The following is a 15216-nucleotide window of genomic DNA, read 5'->3' on the forward strand; positions in this document are numbered from 1 at the left end:
GCTGATGCGAGTATGGCGCGTATGCTGATCGTCTGCCCGAGCTGCGCGAGCGCCTATCAGATCGAGGCCGGAAAGGTCGGGCTGGAGGGCCGCTCGGTCCGGTGTGCGGCGTGCCGCGAGACGTGGTTCCTTACCCCGGCCGACGTGCTCGCCGGACACGAGTCCGAACTCGCCGCCAAGGAAGAGGCGGATCCGGTCTCGGACACAGCCTGGGAGGAGGCTGCGGCCGCTGTGCGGCAAGCCTCCGATCTCCCGATTCCCGCGATCCCTCTGCGACCGTTCCCGCGCGCGAAGATCCGACCCTCGGCTGGCCTGTCCCCATCCCTCGCTTTCGGACTTGCACTCCTGGCAGCGTTGCCGCTCGCCTGTCTGGCCCGCGCCAGCGTGGTTCGGATGGTCCCGCAGGCCGCCGCGTTGTTCGCGCGCATCGGCCTTCCGGTGAACGTACGCGGCATCGAGATCCGCGACGTCGTGGCGTTCAGCAACCCCGCTGAAGAAGGCCAGACGGCGGAGCTCGTGGTCGAAGGCGATCTCGTCGGGATCGCGCGCTCCGACGTTCCGGTCGGAGCGCTCAACGCCGAGATTCGTGATGCAGCCGGTCGCGTTCTCCGGACCTTTTCCGTTCCTGCGCCGCGGGCAGTCCTCGGGCAAGCCGAGGCCGCCCGCTTTCGCGGCAGCTTGGCAAATCCGCCCGCCGACGGACGCGCGATCGTCGTGCGGTTCGCCAGTGCCGAGCCCAACCGGAGGGAGGCCCGACTTGCAGTCGATCAGCGCTGAGCACGTCGCGGAACTCGACCGACACGTAAAGGACAGATATTTTTGTCTTTTAACAGGCATGTAAGCTATACATGCGTTTAGGAAGCCTTGTTCTCGAAGCTGCAAATCGAATGACAAGATAATCACAGACGAAATAGATCGGGAGATAAATATAAACAGCGTCTTAGGAGGCGCATATTCGATAAATACTAGTTTTGTTCAACAGTATTGTAGGTATCTTGCGGTATAATAATCATTGGATCAAAGCAAATATAATTTGTGGATAAATCCGCCGGGAGACGACTATCATATGTCCCATGCAATTCCATTGAGTGGCAATACCATGAGAACCCGATCGAAGGTTTGCGAATTATGGTGACTTGGCTGTTGTATTGATCTTACATCTTATGAACGAATTTATAATCTATTGATTCTAGCCGCTGGATCTGAAACGCTCCTGCTGCTGACGTATCGCCGAAAGGCCATGCGCCTGAGATCGAGATGCGTAAAGCTGATCTGCCGTGAGCGCCAAGACAACCATTCCGGTCTTCTTCGGAACAACCGAAGTCGTGGAGGAAAAGCGGGCGTTCGATTTCTGGCGTAGCACCGTCATGGCGGCTGCGGACCTGGAGCGCCTCGATCTGGATCGGCCGTTCACCGCGAGCCGTATGATCGCGACATCACCGCATGGGGGTGTCTTCCACACGGTCAGCCGGCCCTATAGCCTGGAGCGCACGCCCAATCATGTCCGCCGTGATGGTCGCGACGACGTCGGCATCTTGCTGGTGCTGAAAGGTCGCGGCTACATCGAGCAGGGCTACAACGGGTCCCTGCTCGGCGCGGGCGACATCTCGTTCCAGACCTGGGCGCGGCCGGGCGGTGGCGGGGGATTGAGCGATTTCGAGGAGATCCGACTGACCGTGCCACGCGCCACGTTCGTCTCGCAGATCGGAAACCTTCCGGATTTTGCCGGGAGCAAGATCGCGGCGGGTCCGCTCAACGACCTCTATGGCGCCTATATGCGAGCCTTCGCGGCTTCGGTCCCCAACATGACCGAAGCGGAGACCGGTATCGCCATCGAGAGCGCGCTTCACTTGCTGCGCGGCCTCATCCATGGACATTCATCGCGGGCCGACAACGAGCTGTCATCGAATGCGTTGCGCTCTCTGGCACTGGCCCGGATTGAGCGTTGCCTCCACGATCCCGAGTTCGGGCCGGCGAGCTTGGCGGCGGATCTTCGCGTCTCGCGCAGCCGGCTCTACGCAGCCTTCGCCGGAGGGGAGGGGATCGCGGCCACGATCCGGAACGCGCGTCTCGACCGTGCGCATGACCGGATTGTCCGCGTGCGGAAGCCGGGGCTCAAGATCGCACCGATTATGGCCAGTTGCGGCTTCACGGATACCGCTGCCTTCAGCCGCGCCTTCCGCCAGCGGTTCGGCTTGTCGCCCAGGGACTTCCTCGCCCAGAATGGGAACTGACCGCTTCAGCCTCGCCCGCTCCCCGCATCGATCACGGAACGCTGGGCCGGTGCCGTATCGATCGTTCTGCTGAGCGACTGCGACAGCGTCTCCCACAGGCGAATCACCGCGACGCCGACCCGCGCGATGCGGATTTCCCGTGGCAACCGGCTGGGGCCTATGGGCCGATAGGCAAGACGGGGGCTGATGCGCTCGGCTTCCGCGATCGCGTGGCCGAGAGGGAGAGCCGCAATACGACTCGCGTCGTCCGCACCGATCCGAAGGCTGCGCGCCCAAGCGTGACTCCGGTCGAGCAGGCCATGGTTGTGCAGGCGCCGAAACCGCCGCCGCCACAAGTAACGGCGCACCGCCCGTGGGAAGGCTTCCATGCGCGCGTCGCAGAGCGCGTCGGGCTCCTCGCATCGGGCGCGGATCGTATCGGCGACGCCGCCGGGGGCCCGGCCTGCGAGGCGAGCCGAGATGGTGACGCAAACGTCGGTGGCATGGCGGACCCGCAAGCCCTGCGTGATGAGCCGCGCGATGAAGGCGCCGTCCTCGCCGAGGGGGATCTCGGGCATGCCGCCCACCGCGCGATAGGCCGAGCGCGTCACCGCCAGCGTCGCGCCGATGGCGGTGCGATGACAGGGCCAGGGATCGTGCGGGTCCGGATCGATCCGGGCCTCGGCCTCGGTGATGAGCGCGTCATAGAGATCCTCTAGGCGACCGCGCGCGGGGAGGGACGGCGGCAGCAGCGCCGCCTCGGCGGCGTCGAGTTCGACGCGTCCCGCGACCGCATCAGCGCCGGCCCGGATCGCGGCCCGGTTCCGGGCGACCCAATCCGTCGGCACTCGGCTGTCGGCATCGGTCGACAGGATGATCCCCGCCTGTCCCGCATCTTCGAGCCAGGCGGCGGCGGCATCCATCGCACGCCGTCGGGCCCAGCCGGCATGCGCACCCGCGAAGTTTTCGACCAGGACGCGCACCGGGAGCGACAGGCTCGGCACCAGCGCGGTGACGATCTCGACTGTCCGATCCGTGCAGTTGTTGAGGAATAGGACGAGCCCGAGGCTTCCCGGGACGTGGCCGACTTGCGCGTCGATCGCGCGGAGACAGGCGGCGATCCGCTCCTCCTCATTGCGCACCGGCACGGCGATAACCGCGTCAGGCGTCGCTGCGGCAAGGTTTGGAACGCGTGTCACCAGCCCACTCCTTCGGACCGGGTCGGTTCGTCACGGTCCACGGAGCGATATGGCGGGCGCTGGCTGAACGAATCCGGAAGCGTTTCCCGGTGGGGCCTTCAGAGAGTTTTCTCGACCAGACCCTCGATCCATTCCGGCTGGGTCTCACCCACGGAACGACCGACCTCCTTCGCACCCTTGTAGGCAATCAGGGTGCTCTGGGTGCGGACATCCAGGCGTTTGAGGAGCGACTTCTGACTGTCGAAGTCGATATCGAAGATCTGCAGGTCCTTGAAACGCGGCTCATCCGCCAGCTTGGCGAGAATCGGCTTCTGCGTCCGGCAGATCGGACACCAGGGCGCGCTGACCACGATCAGGATCGGTCGGCCACTCTGCTGTGCGGCCTCGAAGGCGGCATTCGAGAACGGCAGCGCTGCGGCCGCGATCGCCGGGGCGAGGCGGGCGGTCAGGAGTGGGCCGAACGCGGCTACAGCGGCCAGAACGATGATGTGGCGGCGGGTTTTCATGGCGTGTCCTCCCGGACGACCCGTTCCGTGGAGGCGGCGGGCTTTCCAACCCCGATAACCGATCATGCCGGAAAAGTTGTGCCGTTCCGTCGATCCGAAAACCGGAAAGCGTTGTAAGCCCATCACATCATCGAGACGGGCCGCTATCCCGGTCCTCGGCCACGAGGGTCGCGATGTCCGCGGCATCGACCGCCTCCATCGGCCGGCGGATCCGTAACGCCCGGGTCGGAGCGCCCACGCGCATCACCAGCACGATGGTCTCCATGTCGGGGCAGCCGGGATCGGCGCACGCCATCTCGTTCACCGCGAGGGTGTCGGCTTCATCGAGATCAAGCGCTGCACGCAACGCCTGCTTCAGGCGCGCGGCGGTCTCGGCGCGCTCCGCCGAGCGGGTCCGCCACGCCTTGAGGCTCACGAAGGCCATGTCGGGTGCGTTTCTCCGTATCCGCGCCGCATCGGACCGCGGCGCCTGCGCCCAGCCCGTGCGATCCAGAGTGTTGCGGCAGCAAATGACGGTCAAGCGCGGTCGCGCAAGCCTGTCCTGAAACCAAATCCGTGCTCGATGGTCATGCAGTGCGGCACCTCGCAAGATTCGGCCGTCCCAGCGGTCTGCCGACTCGACAGCGTAGCGGACGTTCTGTGAGGTGTGCCGGCGTGCACAGAGGATATGGGATCTTGCGACCCTGGCGGGACGGACCGAACGACCGGCGGAATTACCATCACGGCAATCTGAAGGAGGCGCTCATCGAGGCCGCGCGTCGCTTCATCGCCGAGCGTGGGATCGGCGGCTTCACGTTGGTGGATGCCGCACGCCTGGTTGGGGTGACGCCGGCGGCGCTGTACCGGCATTTCCGCGGGCGCGAGGCGCTGCTGGAGGAACTCGCCGGGCGCGGCTTTGCCGAACTCGCCGCACGACTGGCGCGGGCGCTGACATCGCGCGGCACGCCGCTGGAGCGGTTCACCCGCATGGGTGAGACTTACCTCGCTTTCGCCGAAGAGGAGCCGGCCTACTACGCCGCCATCTTTGAAACCCGTGGCTTGGCGGCCGAACTCACCGACAGCGAGCCGGCGCCGGGTTCGACCCCGCGGCCGAGCCCGTTTGACCTCCTCGTCGAGGCTCTTCAGGCAACCTTTGCCGACGGGTTCGGCGGTGTCGCGCCCCGCTTCATCGCCCTCGAGGTCTGGGCACTCGCCCACGGGCTCGCGACCCTCTCGGCGGCGGGCCATCTGCCGCGTGGCCCGGGCTTCCCGGACAAGTACGAGTTGCTGCGTGCGGGCGTCCTCGCCCTCGTCCACGGGGTGGCCCGGCCTGGGGAGCATGGGTCCGGTTCCAGCCGGCCTTGAAAGGTGCCACCGACACCCGCATGTTAACCGCGTTCACATGAACAGCGGAGCACTGCCGTGACCTCTCAAACATCCTCCCCCTGGGCGACCGGCCGGCTCCGCCGATCCGGTCCCTTCCCGCGCCGCTCGCTGGAAATCGGCGCGATCGTCGTCGGCTTCATCTATTGGTGGCCCGTTGGCCTCGCTCTGGTCGCCTGGAAGCTCGCCGGCTATCCGGCCTTCGCCGAGCTGCGCGACACGGCGCGCCGGACACTGTCCGATTTCGAAGGCGCGCGGCCGGTCTCGCGCTTCGCCCGGGCCTTCGAGGCGGCGAACCGGCGCGACAGCACCGGCAACGCGGCCTTCGATGACTACCGTCGCGCGGAGCTCGACCGGCTGGACGCTCAACGGCGTGCGCTCGAAGAGGAGAGCCGGGCCTTCGCGGCGTTCGTGGAGGAGCTGCGCCGGGCCAAGGACCGTGAGCAGTTCGATGCCTTCATGGCGAAGCGCCGGAGCGAGGGGGGCGAAAGCCGTTCTGTCTGACGCAGCGTTTCGGCCTTGAGAGTTGGGATGCACGTCCCAAACGACCGCCGGGCAGAGTGACCCGCCCGGCGGTCACTGCGTCAGGCGGCGCGAATGCCGGCCAGGAAGCGATCGACCTCCGCGGTGAGATGCTCCGACTGGCGTGACAGCTCGGAGGCCGCGGTCAGAACCTGATCCGCCGCGTGCCCGGTCTCCTCGGCCGCGCCGGCGACGCGGACGATGTTGCTCGTCACCTCTTCCGTGCCAGCCGCTGCCTGGGTGACGTTGCGGACGATCTCCTGCGTGGCCGCCCCCTGCTGCTCGACGGCGGCGGCGATCGAGGTCGCCACACCGTTAATCTCGCGGATGCGGGCCGTGATCGTGCCGATCGCGCTGACCGCCTGCCCCGTCGAGGCCTGAACCCGCCCGATCTGGTCGGAGATCTCTTCAGTCGCCTTGGCGGTCTGTTCGGCCAAAGCCTTGACCTCGCTGGCTACCACCGCGAAGCCCCGGCCAGCCGTGCCGGCGCGAGCCGCCTCGATGGTGGCATTGAGCGCCAACAAGTTGGTCTGCCCGGCGATCGACGAGATTATCCCGACGATATCCCCGATGCGCGCCACGGCACCGCTCAGTTCCTGGACAAGTGCGCCGGTGTGATCGGCCTCGCCTGCCGCGATCTGGGCGAGCTTGGTCGAACCATCGACCTGGCGACCAATCTCCTGGACGGAGGAGCCGAGCTGTTCCGCAGCGGCCGCCACCGTGTTGACGTTGGAGCCGGCTTCCTCCGCGGCCGCCGCCACGGTGGTGGATTGGGCCGAGGTCTGCCTGGCCATGGCTGACATCGAGCCTGCTGTAGCCTGCAACTCGGTGGCAGAGGCCGAGACTTGGCCGACGATGTCGCCGACTGCCTCGGCGAACTGGTCGGCCATCTGGCGCATGGCGAGCTTACGCTGTTCCTCGACCGCTTGGCGTGCCTCGGCCGCTTCCGTCTCCAGCCGCCGGTTGCGGAGCAGATTATCCTTGAAGACCTGCACGGCCGCTGCCATCGCGCCGATTTCGTCATGGCGGTTGCGGTAAGGGACCTCCGTATCGGCCTCGCCATCCGCGAGCTTCGACATGGTCTGGGTCATGGTCTGGATCGGCCGTGAGATGTGGAGCAAGCCGAAGATCGCGGCACCCAGGGCCGACGCGATGGCGAGCGTGATGCCGACGACCGCTGTCAGGGTGGCTGAGTTTGCCTTGTCCATCGCCGCTCCGGCGTCCCGCGATGCGATCACCTCGTCGTGGCTCACGAGGCGCGCCAGCGTTTTGCGGGCATCGTCGTAGACCGCCACGGATTCGGCCTTGACCAAGATCGCTATGGCATCCTGTTGGCGCCCCGCCTCCATGAGGCGCCGCGCCTCGTTGTCCACCTGTTCGAATTTGCTCCAGGACAGCGCGAAGGCGTCGTATAAGGCCCGCTCCTCCGGCGTGACGATCAGAGGTTCATAGGCGTTTCGTGCCTCGCGAAGCTGTGCGTGCGTCGCGGCGAGGTTGACATCATTCTCCGCCCGCTTCTCCGGCGTGGTCGACAACAGGATCAGCCGGTATTGCTTGATGCGGACCTCGGAGGCGGCCACCTCGATCGCGCCGATCCTCTGGACGGACGGTAACCAGTTGGTGGCAAGCGTTGTCGTCGATCGGCGTATGGCGCCTACGTCGAGGAGGGATAGGATGCCCTGTGCCGCCGAGATCAGCGCAAGAATACCGAACAGAATCGTCAGAGTAGCTTTGAGTGATAGATGGAGGCGCATAGCTCGTGCTGATCCAGAGGAATGCGGGATGCTTTCGGCAAGCGATGAAGCGACGGACCCCACTTAGAACAACGCCCGCATTCAGCAAGCCATGAACGTTGATTTGTGCAGACATCGTGCCGCCGCGAAACACTATATTTAGCGCCTATTGCAGGTGTTGTACTGAATAAATTCGACAAACGGCGTGTCTATAGAAGATTCAAACGCGCAATATTTCGGTTTATCGGTGTTTTAAGTTTATAAAATATCTTTTCTCCTGCGCGCGAATGAAAAAATTTTTGCGCCACGCAGCAGCGAAAAGTATCTCAGATTGGATTGAAAATCGTTCTCGAGATGACGTTCCGGATTTTTGTGCATCTAAACGGAGAAATATTGGGATGTATCTGGCGCCTTGGAGCGGGATCGCGCCTCCGGCTGTCCAGCTGACGGCATGGCGCGACACAGCTGCGTGGACCCTGCCCGTAGCCCAACCGATTCTCGTCGAGGTTGCGATCTAGCTGGTCGCTCGAAAGTTGCGCACACGCTTGGGGTCCTGCATTGCTACGCAGGCTTGAGCGGAGAAGTTGGACCATGCCGATGGGTCGGGTCACCGTGGTGGATCACCCGCTTGTGCAGCACAAGCTGACATACCTGCGGGACAAGAATCGCTCGACCAAAGGTTTCCGGCAAATCCTGAATGAGATCGGGATGCTCCTGGCCTACGAGGTGACGCGTGATCTGCCGTTGGAGCCCGTGACGATCGAGACGCCGCTGCAGCCGATGGAAGGCCGGCAGATCCAGGGCAAGAAGCTGGTCCTCGCGCCGATTCTGCGCGCCGGCGTCGGGTTCCTCGATGGCATGCTGTCGCTCGTTCCCTCGGCACGGGTCGCCCATGTCGGCCTCTACCGGGATCCAGACACACTCGAGGCGGTCGAGTACTATTTCAAGGCCCCGTCGGACCTCGCCGACCGGACTGTGCTCGTGCTTGACCCGATGCTCGCCACCGCGAACTCGGCGATTGCAGCCCTCGACCTTCTGAAGGCCCGGGGCGCGTCCGACCTGCGATTCGTGTGCCTCCTGGCCGCACCGGAGGGGCTCGCCAAGTTCCAGGCGGCCCATCCTGACGTCCCGATCTGGACAGCGGCGATCGACAGCCACCTGAATGATCATGGCTACATCGTGCCCGGTCTGGGCGATGCCGGAGACCGGATGTACGGGACCCGGTGACCTCGATCCCGTCCGACCGACGCGATGCCGCTTGGCCTTATCGCGTTCGGGCCCCGATCCGCGCCCGTCCCGCCACCTTGCCGAGCACCCGCGAGAGTTCTTCGACCGAGTAGGGCTTCTGGATCAAATCGAAGCCGTGGACGCCCTCCTGGGCGAGCACATGGCTGTAGCCCGAGGTGAGGACGACGGGCAGATCCGGCAGGCGCTGCTCCAACGCCCGGGCCAGGGCGATCCCGCCCATGCCGGGCATCACCACGTCGGAGAACACGGCATCGAAGCGGAACGGGACCTTCTCGATCTCGACGAGCGCCTCCTCGGCGTTCGTCGCCCAGACCGTGCTGTGGCCGAGATCCTCCAGGATCTGCGTGGCGAACCGGCCGACATCCAGGTTATCCTCCACGACGAGGATGCACAGGCTGGCGCCTTCGAGGTGGCGCTCGTCGCGCGCGCCGGCATCAGCCTTCTCGGGCGCCCGCTCGACCTGCGGCAGGTACAGGGTGAACGTGGTGCCCGCGCCGGGCTTGCTCGCCACATCGACGTCGCCGCCGGATTGCTTGGCAAAGCCGAACACCTGCGATAGCCCGAGCCCGGTGCCCTTGCCGATCTCCTTGGTGGTGAAGAACGGCTCGAAGATGCGCGGCAGCACGTCGGGGGCGATGCCGATCCCCGTATCGGACAGCGAGACGGCCGCGAAGGTGCAGCGCGAGCCTGCGTGACCGCGGATCGCCGGCATCGGCCGCCCGCCCAGGAGCCTGAGCGTCAGGGTGCCTTGCCCGCCCATCGCATCGCGGGCGTTGACCGCCATATTGATCAACGCGGTCTCGAACTGGCTGAGATCTGCCCGGATGTAGCAGGGCGCGTCCGGGATCTGAGCATCGACGATAATCCGCGCTCCCGTGACCGAGTCGAGCATCTCCGCGACGGCCAGCAGCGACGTGCCGACGTCGAACACCTCGGGCCGAAGGGCCTGCCGTCGGGCGAACGCAAGGAGTTGCCCGGTAAGCTTGGCCGCCCGATCTACCGTATCGGAGATCGCCTCGACGTAGCGTCGGCGCCGCTCCTCGGGCAGCTCCGGTCGCTTGAGCAGATCGGTGGACGACTTGATGACCGTCAGGAGGTTGTTGAAGTCATGGGCCACGCCCCCGGTGAGCTGGCCGACCGCCTCCAACTTCTGCGATTGGCGCAGGGCCTCCTCGACGCGCTCTCGCTCGACGCTCTCGGATTGGAGGCGCGCATGCGCGTCCGCGAGGGCGCGCATGTTGCGCCGCTGCTCGGTGAGGTCGGTCAGGATACCGCAGAGAAGGGGCTGCTCGCCCTGGCCTTCGAAGTGGCTCAGCGACAGGACCGTCGCGCGCTGTGCGCCGTCCGGCGCGACGAGCTCAATCTCATCCCGTACGGGCGCTGACATCGCTCGCTGCACCAATGCATCGAGGTTGGTGTCCTCTCGCACGAAATCGCGCAGGCAGCGTCCGATCAAGCGTTCCTGCGGCTCGCCCAGCATGATGGCCAGGCGCCGATTGCAGTAGAGCAGGGTGCCGTCCAGCCCGAGGGTGAAGGCGCCCTCCTGGATCTGCTCGATGAGCACGCGGTATGGCCGGTCCGCGTTCTCCAGGGTGTAGACGAGGCGTTCATGGTTCGGGCCCTCGACCACCACGGCGTCGAAATCGCCGCGCCGGATGGCCGCCAGCGTCTCCTCGCTCTCCTCCAGGCGCGCTTCGAGTTCCCGGATATGGGCGCGGTAGGCCTCCGGGCTCGGCTCGTCTTCGGGCCGCAGCGCATCGACGTTCATCGGTGCGCCTCGGCGGCCGGCAGGATCTGAAGGCTGCGCAGGATCCGGTCTTCGTCCAGCAGGTCGCCCGCGATCCGTCGTTCCGGCGCCGGGGTCACCCTGAGGAGGATCGGCGCAGCCAAAATTCTGTCGCGCTCGGCGAGATCGGGCTGCTGGTAGATGTCGATGATCTCCAGTTCGTATCGATTGCACAGGTGCCGTTCGCAAAGCCGCCGAACGGACTCGACCGCCCGCAGCGACCGTGGCGCCGTCCCGGCCACGAACAGGCGGAAGCGGTAGTGTTCCCTCGCCTCAGAGGGGGGTATCATTCGGTTCAAAGCTCGTCCGCCCTCCGGCGAATATCGAGGCCGACCAGAACCTTGTCGGTGTTCGACAGATCGCCGATGATCCGCTTGAGCGGGGACGGAAGCCGTCGGACGAGGGTCGGGATGGCCAGGATCTGATCGCCTGCGGCGAGCTGGGGATTCTGCATCAGATCGATGACTTCGATGTCGTAGCGACCCGCGAGGTGTTCCTCGCAGAAGCGCTTCAGGTTGCTCATGGCGGCCACGGATTTCGCCGTCTGCCCGGCAACGTACAGGCGTAGATGGTAATGGCCCGGATCGCGGTCGGGATCCGTCTCTGGCATCGGGCCGTCCGACGTGATTTCGCTCATTCCGCAGCACTCCGCCGTGCCATCAACGCCCGCCGCTCGTCCGCGTCGTCCGCCGTCCGAGACGCGGTCTCCGCGCGCAGGCACGCCTCTTCGGCCTCCGCGGCTTCCAGGCTCGCCCGCAATTCCTCGAGCTGGCGGTCGATGGCCGACCGGCGACGCGCCACCTCACGCAGCTGCCGCTCGCTCTCCTGGATGCGCCGCCGCGCCTCGCTCCGCTCCTGGGCCTCCTGAACGATGCGGGCCGTTCCCGTCAGCACGCCAGAGGGCCCGATATAGGCATCGACCAGCTGGATTCCGCTGGATGACATGAGAAATTCGCGGATCTGGTTCGAGTGGCTCATGCCACGTGCCTTGATAACGTAGAGCGTGCGCGTCCGTTCGCCGTTCGCCTCCATGTTCTGAAGCTTGATCCAGGAGTCCATGAGGGAGGACACGCCGAGATCGTCATCCTGGACCAGGGAGCCGTCGCTCCGCAGGGTGGTGAAGATGGCCGTGATCCCGCGGGCCTTGATCAGATCGATCATGCGCAGCAGCATGCCCTGCAACTCGCCGGCGGGCCCGCGCAGGGCAGAGATCGGGTCGATCACGACCATCCGCGGCTCGAACCCGTCGAGGTCCCGATGCATCCGGGCGAGGTGCGTCTCGAGGCCGTACAGGCTGGGCCGCGCCGCCTCGAAGCGCAGCAGCCCGCGCGCGCGGTGTGATTCGAGATCGAGCCCGATCGAGGCCGCGTTGCGGATGATCTGCGCGCCGCTCTCCTCGAAGGCGAAGACGAGGCAACGCTCGCCGCGCCGGCAGGCCGCATCGACAATGGTCGCGACCAGCATGGTCTTTCCGGTGCCCGACGCGCCGGAGACGAGGATGCTGGAGCCGCGATAGAAGCCGCCCGGACCAAGCATGCTGTCGAGGTCCGGGATGCCGGTCGCGATGACGCCGGTCGGCACTGCATAGTCGAGTTCGGCCGAGGTCACCGGGAGGACGCTGATCCCCGCGTGATCGATCAGGAACGGGTATTCGTTGGTGCCGTGAGCCGAGCCCCGATACTTGACCACGCGCAATCGCCGGGTGGTGATCTGGTCCGTCACGCGATGGTCGAGCAGGATCACGCAATCCGAGACGTATTCCTCCAGCCCCTGCCGGGTGAGCTGTCCCTCGCCGCGCTCGCCGGTGATGATCGCGGTGAGACCCCGATCCTTGATCCAACCGAACAGCCTGCGCAGCTCCGCGCGCAGCAGCGACAGGTCGGTGAACCCCGCAAACAGGGTTTCGATCGTGTCGAGGACCACGCGTTTGGCGCCGATGCCATCCACCGCGAAGCCGAGGCGGATGAACAGGCCTTCGAGGTCGAAGGCGCCGGTCTCCTCAATCTCGCTCGGCTCGACCCGGACATGGTCAATGGCGAGCTTACCCGCCGCGACGAGGCCGTCGAGGTCGTAGCCCAGCGAGGCGACGTTGGCGGCCAGATCCTCGGCTCGCTCCTCGAAGCTCATGAATACGCCGGGCTCGTCGTACCGGGTCGCGCCGTTGACCAGAAAGGTCGTCGCGAACAGGGTCTTGCCGCAGCCGGCCGCGCCGCAGATCAGGGACGGCCGCCCGGCCGGAAGACCGCCGAAGGTCAGATCGTCGAACCCCGCGATACCCGTGGGCGTCTTGGGCAACGTCGGGGCGGCGCGGTTGTCAGGCACGATACGGGCTGTCCTGGGCGTCACTGTCGAAAGCTGGGCTTGGGGCGCCGCGGTGGGGATCGCCACCGCGTTGACCCGGCGGCGGCAATTTTGAAATGTCCCACACGTCGCCGATGACCCACAGGCCGGGTGGAATGTCGGCCCGGACCGGGTATGGCAACGCCGCCAGCAGCGCAATATGCCGGCGGCGCGTACCGGCTTCGACATCTTATGGTTGGTGTGCGGCAGAAGCCGGCGCGGATTTCGGAGTGTGGTCGCATGCTGGGTTGGGAGATCGACCGGGATGCCCTGACGGCGCCCGCCGTAGCGCGAAACCGCGACGCAATTCTCGACGTGCTGCGGCGTGTCTTGCCGGCCCGGGGAACCGTGCTCGAGATCGCCAGCGGCTCCGGCGAGCATGCGGTGCATATCGCGGGGGCGCTGCCGGATCTCACGTGGCTTCCAAGCGATCCCGATCTGGAGGCCCGGCGCAGCATCCGAGCCCATACCCTCCGGGCGGGGCTGACCAACATCCTGACCCCGTTGGATCTCGACGCCCGCGTGGTCCCATGGGCGGTCGATCGCGTGGACGCCATCGTCTGCATCAACATGATCCATATCGCGCCCTGGGCTGCGACCGTAGGGCTCATGACCGGGGCGGGACACGCCCTAAGCGAGGGCGGAATCCTGATCCTCTACGGGCCATTCCGGGAAGGCGGCCGGCACAGTGCCGACAGCAACGGCGCCTTCGATGCATCCCTGCGCGCCCGTGATCCGGTTTGGGGTGTCCGCGATCGTGAAGCCGTGGCGGCCGAGGCGGCTCAGCGCGGACTGGTCCTGACCGAGCGCATGGCAATGCCGGCCAATAATCTGACCCTGATCTTCCGGCGCGCGAGAGCCTGACGCGATATTCGTCACTCCTCGATACGATTGCACATTGAATTCATCCAATCGCGCGGTGCAGAATTCCGCCGCGAGCCCGATGCGGCGGCAAAAGCCGCGGGGGCCGCAGGAGGAAGCCCATGCCGATGGAACGTAGCGTTTCGAGCCGGGCCTTGGCCCTAATTGCCGTGGCCGGAATGGTCGGAGCCGGGCCGGCGCGAGCCGCGGACCCGATCAAGATCGGGGTGATCGCCGAGGCGCAGTCCGTCGTCGGGGCCTCGATCCCGCAGGCGGTGCAGCTCGCCGCCGACGAGATCAACGCCAAGGGTGGTGTTGACGGCCGGCAGATCCAGGTCGTCACCTACGACGACAAGAGTTCCGCTTCCGACGCGGTCCGCGCGTTCCAGCGGGCCGTATCCGAGGACAAGGTCAATCTCGTCATCGCCAGCTACATTTCCGAAGTCGTGCTGGCGCTGATGCCGTGGGCGGCCCGGCTTAAGACGCCGATGATCACCCCCGGCGCGGCCTCGAACGAGATCAGCCTCGCCGTCCACAAGGACTACGCGCGCAACAAGTATACCTTCCACGGCTACCTGACCTCGGCGGCCCTGGCCCAATCGATCTGCGATTCCACCAAGGACATGCTGATCGACCTTATGAAGGTGAAGACCGCAGCCATCATGAGCGAAGACGCCGCTTGGACGCGTCCCCTCGACGTCGGCTACGAGAAATGCCTGCCCGAGATTGGCGTGAAGGTCGTCGATCACATCCGCTTCTCGCCGGACACCGGTGACTTCACCCCGATCTACAACAAGATCGAGGCGGCCAAGCCGGATCTCATCGTCACCGGCATCTCCCATGTCGGCGTACAGCCGACCGTGCAGTGGCAGAACCAGCAGGTTCCGCTTGCCATGACCGGCATGAACTCGCAGGCCACCTCCTCGACCTTCTGGTCGAACACCAACGGTGCGACGCAAGGGGTGATCTTCCAGAGCATCGCGGTGCCTGGGGCGGCCATCACCGGCAAGTCGGTCGCCTTCAGCGAGGCATTCAAGAAACGATTCAACAGCGACCCGTCCTACGCGGGCTACATGGCCTACGATCAGGTCTACTACGCCGCAGACGCCGTGAAGCGCGCCGGCTCGACCGAGGCCGACAAGCTGGTCGAGGCCCTGGAGAAGACCGACTGGGAGGGCACGGTCGGCCGAACCCAGTTCTACGGCAAGGACGACCCGTTCACCCACTCGATCAAGTACGGTCCTGGTTTCGTGACCGGCCTGATGGCGCAGTGGCAGGATGGCAAGCAGGTCGCGATCTGGCCGAAGGCCCTGGCGCAGGGTCAGATCGTGTTGCCCGCCGCCGTGAAGGCGGCCGCGCGGTAGAGTCCGCCCGGCGACGGTGCTTGCCAAGCGGCACCGTTGCCGCAAGTAAGGGGCCCCCGAGGCCGGACGCGGCCCGGAAGAC

The 15216-nt window shown here is 65.8% G+C and carries 15 protein-coding genes; 7 read left to right on the forward strand and 8 right to left on the reverse strand.

The window, feature by feature from the left end:
• The first annotated feature begins 12 nt into the window (after nucleotides 1-12).
• Complete coding sequence (locus tag BLQ49_RS11050) at nucleotides 13-777, forward strand: zinc-ribbon domain-containing protein (RefSeq protein ID WP_425283988.1); 765 nt, start codon at nucleotides 13-15, stop codon at nucleotides 775-777.
• Between the two features lie 500 nt (nucleotides 778-1277).
• Nucleotides 1278-2234: a helix-turn-helix domain-containing protein gene (locus BLQ49_RS11055; RefSeq protein ID WP_091715814.1), complete on the forward strand. Its 957-nt coding sequence runs from the start codon at nucleotides 1278-1280 to the stop codon at nucleotides 2232-2234.
• Between the two features lie 5 nt (nucleotides 2235-2239).
• Here the strand turns inward: BLQ49_RS11055 and BLQ49_RS11060 are convergent, their stop codons facing one another.
• The 3 genes from BLQ49_RS11060 to BLQ49_RS11070 all read right to left on the reverse strand — a co-directional run bounded on the left by BLQ49_RS11060 (nucleotide 2240) and on the right by BLQ49_RS11070 (nucleotide 4342).
• A complete protein-coding gene (locus BLQ49_RS11060; RefSeq protein ID WP_091715815.1) occupies nucleotides 2240-3412 on the reverse strand; it encodes a glycosyltransferase family 2 protein in 1173 nt (390 codons plus the stop codon).
• A gap of 98 nt (nucleotides 3413-3510) precedes the next feature.
• Nucleotides 3511-3918 carry a thioredoxin family protein gene (locus BLQ49_RS11065; protein WP_091715816.1) on the reverse strand — a complete coding sequence of 136 codons (408 nt, stop codon included), beginning with the start codon at nucleotides 3916-3918 and terminating at the stop codon, nucleotides 3511-3513.
• A gap of 127 nt (nucleotides 3919-4045) precedes the next feature.
• Complete coding sequence (locus BLQ49_RS11070; RefSeq protein ID WP_091715818.1) at nucleotides 4046-4342, reverse strand: hypothetical protein; 297 nt, start codon at nucleotides 4340-4342, stop codon at nucleotides 4046-4048.
• A 251-nt stretch (nucleotides 4343-4593) separates the two neighbouring features.
• Here BLQ49_RS11070 and BLQ49_RS11075 point away from each other — a divergent pair, with 251 nt between their 5' ends.
• Nucleotides 4594-5262, forward strand: coding sequence for a TetR/AcrR family transcriptional regulator (locus tag BLQ49_RS11075; RefSeq protein ID WP_091715820.1), 669 nt, complete (start codon nucleotides 4594-4596; stop codon nucleotides 5260-5262).
• Nucleotides 5263-5319: 57 nt separating this feature from the next.
• Nucleotides 5320-5784, forward strand: coding sequence for a DUF2852 domain-containing protein (locus BLQ49_RS11080; protein WP_091715822.1), 465 nt, complete (start codon nucleotides 5320-5322; stop codon nucleotides 5782-5784).
• Nucleotides 5785-5864: 80 nt separating this feature from the next.
• On the opposite strand, the gene BLQ49_RS11085 is transcribed toward BLQ49_RS11080, so the two are convergent.
• Nucleotides 5865-7556 carry a methyl-accepting chemotaxis protein gene (locus BLQ49_RS11085; RefSeq protein ID WP_091715823.1) on the reverse strand — a complete coding sequence of 564 codons (1692 nt, stop codon included), beginning with the start codon at nucleotides 7554-7556 and terminating at the stop codon, nucleotides 5865-5867.
• Nucleotides 7557-8126: 570 nt separating this feature from the next.
• Here BLQ49_RS11085 and upp point away from each other — a divergent pair.
• Nucleotides 8127-8762, forward strand: a complete 636-nt coding sequence (upp, locus tag BLQ49_RS11090; protein WP_091715825.1) for a uracil phosphoribosyltransferase — start codon at nucleotides 8127-8129, stop codon at nucleotides 8760-8762.
• Between the two features lie 37 nt (nucleotides 8763-8799).
• On the opposite strand, the gene BLQ49_RS11095 is transcribed toward upp, so the two are convergent.
• From BLQ49_RS11095 to kaiC, 4 genes are read right to left on the reverse strand one after another with little or no spacing between them, the layout of a single operon-like run.
• Nucleotides 8800-10551: a PAS domain-containing sensor histidine kinase gene (locus tag BLQ49_RS11095; protein WP_091715826.1), complete on the reverse strand. Its 1752-nt coding sequence runs from the start codon at nucleotides 10549-10551 to the stop codon at nucleotides 8800-8802.
• Nucleotides 10548-10859 carry a circadian clock KaiB family protein gene (locus BLQ49_RS11100; protein ID WP_091715828.1) on the reverse strand — a complete coding sequence of 104 codons (312 nt, stop codon included), beginning with the start codon at nucleotides 10857-10859 and terminating at the stop codon, nucleotides 10548-10550. The genes BLQ49_RS11095 and BLQ49_RS11100 overlap by 4 nt, the downstream gene beginning before the upstream one ends.
• A 5-nt stretch (nucleotides 10860-10864) precedes the next feature.
• A complete protein-coding gene (locus BLQ49_RS11105; RefSeq protein ID WP_091715829.1) occupies nucleotides 10865-11206 on the reverse strand; it encodes a circadian clock KaiB family protein in 342 nt (113 codons plus the stop codon).
• Nucleotides 11203-12891: a circadian clock protein KaiC gene (kaiC, locus tag BLQ49_RS11110; RefSeq protein WP_091715831.1), complete on the reverse strand. Its 1689-nt coding sequence runs from the start codon at nucleotides 12889-12891 to the stop codon at nucleotides 11203-11205. The genes BLQ49_RS11105 and kaiC overlap by 4 nt, the downstream gene beginning before the upstream one ends.
• 258 nt (nucleotides 12892-13149) lie before the next feature.
• On the opposite strand from kaiC, the gene BLQ49_RS11115 reads away from it, so the two are divergent.
• Together BLQ49_RS11115 and BLQ49_RS11120 are read left to right on the forward strand one after the other, a co-directional pair.
• Nucleotides 13150-13773, forward strand: a complete 624-nt coding sequence (locus BLQ49_RS11115) for a DUF938 domain-containing protein (RefSeq protein ID WP_091715833.1) — start codon at nucleotides 13150-13152, stop codon at nucleotides 13771-13773.
• 119 nt (nucleotides 13774-13892) lie between these two features.
• The gene (locus BLQ49_RS11120) at nucleotides 13893-15134 is read left to right on the forward strand and encodes an ABC transporter substrate-binding protein (protein WP_091715834.1); all 1242 of its coding nucleotides are present in this window, start codon (nucleotides 13893-13895) and stop codon (nucleotides 15132-15134) included.
• Nucleotides 15135-15216: the final 82 nt, after the last annotated feature.

The sequence above is a fragment of the Methylobacterium phyllostachyos genome (genome assembly GCF_900103445.1).
Lineage (GTDB): Bacteria > Pseudomonadota > Alphaproteobacteria > Rhizobiales > Beijerinckiaceae > Methylobacterium > Methylobacterium phyllostachyos.

Excerpts from the sequence above, each read along its gene's own strand:
- BLQ49_RS11050 (WP_425283988.1), top strand. The coding sequence starts at position 13 with ATGGCGCGTATGCTGATCGTCTGCCCGAGCTGCGCGAGCGCCTATCAG.
- BLQ49_RS11065 (WP_091715816.1), bottom strand. The coding sequence starts at position 3,918 with ATGAAAACCCGCCGCCACATCATCGTTCTGGCCGCTGTAGCCGCGTTC.
- BLQ49_RS11070 (WP_091715818.1), bottom strand. The coding sequence starts at position 4,342 with ATGGCCTTCGTGAGCCTCAAGGCGTGGCGGACCCGCTCGGCGGAGCGC.
- BLQ49_RS11085 (WP_091715823.1), bottom strand. The coding sequence starts at position 7,556 with ATGCGCCTCCATCTATCACTCAAAGCTACTCTGACGATTCTGTTCGGT.
- upp (WP_091715825.1), top strand. The coding sequence starts at position 8,127 with ATGCCGATGGGTCGGGTCACCGTGGTGGATCACCCGCTTGTGCAGCAC.
- BLQ49_RS11095 (WP_091715826.1), bottom strand. The coding sequence starts at position 10,551 with ATGAACGTCGATGCGCTGCGGCCCGAAGACGAGCCGAGCCCGGAGGCC.
- BLQ49_RS11100 (WP_091715828.1), bottom strand. The coding sequence starts at position 10,859 with ATGATACCCCCCTCTGAGGCGAGGGAACACTACCGCTTCCGCCTGTTC.
- BLQ49_RS11105 (WP_091715829.1), bottom strand. The coding sequence starts at position 11,206 with ATGAGCGAAATCACGTCGGACGGCCCGATGCCAGAGACGGATCCCGAC.
- BLQ49_RS11115 (WP_091715833.1), top strand. The coding sequence starts at position 13,150 with ATGCTGGGTTGGGAGATCGACCGGGATGCCCTGACGGCGCCCGCCGTA.
- BLQ49_RS11120 (WP_091715834.1), top strand. The coding sequence starts at position 13,893 with ATGCCGATGGAACGTAGCGTTTCGAGCCGGGCCTTGGCCCTAATTGCC.